The organism is Pseudomonas sp. TAA207, assembly GCF_001529285.1.
Lineage (GTDB): Bacteria > Pseudomonadota > Gammaproteobacteria > Pseudomonadales > Pseudomonadaceae > Aquipseudomonas > Aquipseudomonas weihenstephanensis.
On record NZ_LLWJ01000030.1, the window covers coordinates 1 to 5,738 of the forward strand.

The 5,738-nt window shown below is 52.1% G+C and carries 3 protein-coding genes; all 3 read left to right on the forward strand.

Annotation, left to right across the window (positions count from 1 at the left end; genetic code table 11):
- Positions 1 to 172 precede the first annotated feature (172 nt).
- Entirely contained in the window at positions 173 to 2,680 is a 2,508-nt protein-coding gene (locus tag AP059_RS00410) for a type VI secretion system Vgr family protein (RefSeq protein WP_059761393.1), read from the forward strand.
- 49 nt (positions 2,681 to 2,729) lie between these two features.
- Positions 2,730 to 4,871 carry a T6SS effector phospholipase Tle3 domain-containing protein gene (locus tag AP059_RS00415; RefSeq protein WP_059761394.1) on the forward strand — a complete coding sequence of 714 codons (2,142 nt, stop codon included), beginning with the start codon at positions 2,730 to 2,732 and terminating at the stop codon, positions 4,869 to 4,871.
- Positions 4,850 to 5,738 (forward strand): type VI lipase adapter Tla3 domain-containing protein (locus tag AP059_RS21810; RefSeq protein ID WP_256209596.1); only part of this gene is annotated, 889 nt, incomplete at its 3' end. The genes AP059_RS00415 and AP059_RS21810, both read left to right, overlap by 22 nt.

The following is a 5,738-nucleotide window of genomic DNA, read 5'->3' on the forward strand; positions in this document are numbered from 1 at the left end:
GGACCCACGAAGTGTCCGGCACATCCGGTTCGGATGACTGGCGTACTCCGGTCGCAGGCTAAGGCTGCGCGAGCGCGTTAAAGCCCCGGACAGTCAACTGTCCGGGGCTGCTCACCTTCCAGCGTTTTTTACCCGTCACAAATGCCCACTCTTTTGACTAAGGAACAGTTAAATGCGTCAAAGGGATTTGAAGTTCACCTTCAGCGTACTGACCAGTCGGGCGCAATTCGAAGTTGTAGAGTTCACATTGGAGGAGGCTATCAGCGAGCCTTTTCGCCTGACTCTGCAACTGGCCAGTGATAACCCCGCCATAGAGTTTGCCCAGATACTGGATCAGCCCGCATTGCTCACACTGTGGGCTGGCTCCACGGCGGTACGCTACGTTCACGGCCTGGTTTCAAGCTTCACCCAAGGCAAAACCGGCTTTCGCCGCACGCGCTACAGCGTGGTGGTTGAGCCACAGCTTGCGCGGTTGGGTTTGAATAGCGACTGGCGCATCTATCAGCAAAAAAATGTTCCCGAGATCATTAAATCGGTGCTGAGTGAACACGGCATTCTTGAATATGAAACACGCATCAATACTGAGCATTTACCGCGTGAATATTGCGTTCAGGCGGGTGACACCGACCTCTACTTCTTTGATCGCCTTTCGTCCGAAGAGGGGCTGTTCTACTTTTTCAAACACAACGACAGCGCCCACACCCTGATTCAAGGCGACAAATTGTATGTGCAGGAGCGCATTGCGGGCGGGCCGGTGCTTTACACCTCGCAACCGGCGGCTGATGCCACCCAACCTGTGTTGTACGCTTTCAGTTACACCGAAAACGTGCGCACGGTTGAGCACACCGAGCGCGACTACACGTTTAAACGTCCTGCATTCGACTTGCAACAGCATGCGGTAGGCGAAGACATGCAGCGTCAATCCTTGCCCTATGAACGCTACGAATACCCGGGCCGTTACAAAGCCAGCACCGCCGGTAAACCGTTCACCCAGGACCGCCTGCGCGGTTATCGTCGCGATGTTCAAGTGGCCGTGGTGCAAGGCGATGATCCACGCTTGATTCCGGGGTTTTCATTTCAGCTACGCGGCCATCCGCGCGAGGATTTCAACCAGTGGTGGCGCTCAGTGCGCATTACCCACCGTGGGATACAACACGCCAGTCAGGAAGAAGAATCCGCAGATGCTGACATGGGCGTAAGTTATGACTTCACTGCCCAGATCATTCCGGAGTCAGTGGAATGGCGATCATCACCATTGCCCAGACCGCGAGTTGAGGGCCCGCAAATAGCCAGCGTGGTGGGACCTGACGGTGAAGAGATCTACACCGATGAATATGGCCGGGTAAAGGTTCAGTTCCCGTGGGACCGTGAAGGCAAAGACAATGATTTCAGCTCCTGCTGGATTCGCGTAGCGCAGAACTGGGCCGGGGCAGAGTGGGGCCATATGGCGATCCCGCGAATTGGCCAGGAAGTCATCGTTGATTACCTGGATGGCGATTGCGATCAGCCAATCATCACCGGTCGCACTTACCGCGCGACAAACATGCCGCCGTACCCGCTACCGAACCTCAAAACCCTCAGCACCATCAAAAGTAAAGAATACAAAGGTGGGCGGGCCAATGAGCTTCGCATTGACGACACCACTAAAGAGATCAGTGCAGCGTTGATGAGCGACCATGGCAGCACCGCTTTGCACTTGGGCTACTTGACCCATCCACGGCCCGAGGGGGGCGCCCCTCGGGGTGAAGGTTTTGAACTGCGCACAGATGAGAAAGGTGCGCTACGGGCGGCCAGGGGTTTGCTGCTCAGTACGGAGGCGCAACTGGAGGCTGGTGGTGGCCATCTTGACCGTGGCACCGTGGTGCAAGTGCTCGAAGCGGCACTGCAACTGGCCAAGGGCTTGGGAGACTATGCCGTCGATAACCAAGGTATCGACCATGACACCGATCCGCAAAAAACACTCAGCGAAGCAGTGCGAGACTTGGGCCATGGCGCCAACAACGAACCGGACAAGCCCAATGGCGGCAACCCCGCAATAGCGCTTAGTGGTCAAGCCGGTGTGGCAGTCACATCACCTGGCAGCATTACCGTGGCTGCGGGCGAGCACATCGATAGCGTGGCCATGGAAAATCAGCAGCTCACTTCAGGACAAAAGTTTGTGGTTAACGCAGGCACTGATGTGGGGTTATTTGCGCAAAGTGGTGTGATGCGCCACATCACCCATCAGGGCCTGCTACTGTTGCAGGCGCAAAAAAACAATATTCGGCTGGAGGCGGACCAAAGTGTGGAAGTCACCGCAAGCAACCAGCATGTACTGGTATCGGCTAAAGAGCACATCACCCTCATGTGCGGCGGTGCGTACATCACCCTCAAAGGCGGCAATATCGAATTGGGCATGCCGGGTAATTTCACGGTAAAGGCAGCCAAACACAGTCATATCGGTGGCACTAGCCTGGAAGCCGAATTGCCAACGTTCAAAGTAGGGGACACCCAGCGGCGATTCATGCTCAAACAAATTGATGGCGCCACCCCGATGGCCAACGTGCCCTACAAAATCACATTGGGAAATGGCGAGATTATTGAAGGCATCACCGATGCGACAGGCGCCACGGATCTGTTGCAAAAAGATGCGATGAACATTGCCAACGTACGCATGATGCAACCCAAGGCAGAGTCATGAGTCTTACTGACACAACGGACGTGGTTAATCACCAGCAAGGAGCACACCCATGGGCGAAGCCGCTCAGATGAGGACTATCGTTTCAGCCAAAGCCATCACCTTGCCCGGCGGCGGTGATGTGCATTTGATTGCACCGCCGCCCAAGCCCTGCGTGACCATCCTCGTGCATGGGGTTAACGACCTGGCGGGGTGTTATGCACATCTCGAGAACGGTCTGTGTGCCGGTTTGAACGAACGCCTCGATATGCCGCAAACATTACCGGGTGGGGGGAACAACCCTGGATTTTTAACTGCTGCCGCTTATAGCTTGCCTCTCGAAGATGATGGCAAAGCGTCTGACCCTGACGCGGTGTACTACCGACGCAAATTCAGTGCATCAAACGATGGAAGCGCGACACGCAGTGTAGTAGTGCCTTTTTATTGGGGATTTCGCGAAGAAGAGGCAAGCATTAAAAAACACGAGCCGCATGGTGAGTGGCTGGATCGCAATAACAACAGGCTGGATAAAACCGGTACTAAAGAGGGTGGGCAATTCGCAAATGCCACTACCAATCTGCCCGACATGTGGGGTAAAGGTTTCAACGGTATGCTGTTTGGTTTTATTCCCATCGATAAAATCGGCGGTTCAACGACGCACCCTCTATTTTCTGCACCTGGTCGTCGTTACATGATATTGGCCGCCATGCGTTTGGCGATGCTGATCAAGATCATTCGACAGCGTTATCCCAATGACACTATTAACATCGTGGGTCATAGCCAGGGCACATTACTTACATTATTGGCGCATGCATTTTTAAAAGACGAAGGCGTGAAGGCCGCTGACGGAGTGGTCATGCTCAATTCGCCTTATAGTTTGTTTGAGCCGTTTACTGAGTCCTTTCAGACCCGTCAGCAACAAACGACCGCTGCGCGCATTGCTACGTTAAAAGGCATTCTTGATTTCATCGCTACCTCGCCTAATCCCTCGCCAGCTCTAACGAGTGTTGCATTAAAAAATTGCTCGGGGTATGGAGCTATTGGCGGGCCGGGCTGGACCGGGGGAGCAGGGAGTGAGACCAATATTAGAGGCAAAAAAGTAGTTTTCAATGAGCGAGATAATCGGGGTTGTACTTTTTTGTATTTCACCCCTCAGGATCAGACTGTCGGCTTGGGCAATGTGCAAGGTATGGGGTGGCGAGGGATTGGGGACAGTGTCAACAAACAGCCAGCGCGTTCTATTTTGACGCCACGTTTCCACCAGAGGGTATTTACTTTACGTAAACGTGACGGGCAGAAAGAAGACATCGGCTTACATATCCCACCTTATATTTACCCACTGATACTGCCGGGCGAAAAGACATGGGAAGACACTGGGCTCGGGCTTAAAAGCAGAATCCTGGAAAAGGCCAGTTTTGATAAAGGGGAGCGAGTGGTATTAACCGCTGCTCAATTACCCGTGCCGGCAAAGGCCGTTTTCTCAAACGAAGGCAGCATAATGAGTCCAGGAGAAGACTCACCCAGCGGGGTTTATCAAGTAAAAGATAAACTTGATCCGATCGATGCAGCAATCGCGGTGAGTAATAAGGGGTGGAACTCCACTGACACACGTTATGCCCGGCATGAACACCTCGATGAAGCAACAGCATTTAAATATGGGCGTGATGTAAAAAGTGTAGAAAGGTCGCGCAATGAAGATAAAGAAACAGCTCAACAGGCCCATGCATTCACTGTACGGCCCATGACAAGTGGTCAGGTATTGATTACCCGTGGAGAAACACCCTACGAAGCCCGTTTGCGGTATCAAAGTGAAGCATATCAGGAGGCTTTATCTTTTCACTCATCAATTCCCAATAACGCGGAGCACAGCAGGGAAGTCTTGGCGTACGACATTGCTATCGGGGCGGGCGAAAGCGTTGATGACATGCCCTTTTATGAATACTTGTGCCGTGTCGCGGATTGGCGGATTGATTGGAAGCGCAAGGATGAGGGGTTAACGGGCCATGAGGATGCTGAAGCTCGCAAAGCATCTTTCTATGATTTTTATCGTCAGGAAAAAGCTGAAACTCGTGCTTTAATTGATGAAACATTGATATATAAAACAAATGGAGCATTTCCAGTATCTGTACCCGGGAGTATGCCTTCTTTGATAGCGTCACAGTCCTTATCGGGACGTTTGTCGGGAGTGCCAATATGCTTTGGAGATATCATTTGACGCCTCGCTACAAAAAATACTGGTTAGTGCTTGCCTTCTCTGTGCTCGCCCCCCCATGTCAGGCAAGTGATATCTATATAAAAAAATTCGCTTGCTTTGATAGTTCCGCCACTTCAGTTGTGGCTGATAGTTTATTTAAGAAGAATATCTCCATGACTACTGATGTTAGCCACCGCCCCCCAACAAACGCTACCCGCCTAGAAACGTTGGATATATTGGGGCTAGGCGTCAGCGTTGATGTGTTCCGCCAGGGGGGTCTATGGCTAAATATATCTCAGCAAAGTGAAAGACAACATCAGGCTCTGCACGTTGGGAGTGTTCTACCTACTGATCCAAATAAATATCCAGTGAGCGCTGATGACAAGAATACTGCTTACGCTAAGCGAAAAGCTGATGCATTGGAACTTGGCCTTAAAGATTTTTTAGAGAAATGGCCAATTCCCACACTAACGGTTGTTCGCCATTGGTCTCCACACACGCCTAATCCACGTTTCACAGCTCAAGAAACTACAGAAATGTTAGTCAGCATGGCTGATAGCTATCGCACTGACGCTGGCCTGCATTGGCATCGTATTCGAAACTTGCAAAACGGTGTCGTCTGTGACGATACACCCGAAAATCTCATTGAACATTTATTCATATTATTCGAACGCAACCCTGATCTCCCGGCCGTACTTATCTATAGCGTGGAAGGCATCAACATGGCAGGGGCGCTATCCAGTAAAGATGTTTCTTTAACCTCACTAGGTGCGATCGCAGGGCCGCGCCAACCTGACAAATTAACAGACGCCATGGTTGCCCTGGTCGTAGGTCGCCCTGAGCGTGTCGAGTGGCTGCGTTACTACGCGCAATACGCCAAGGTCAACG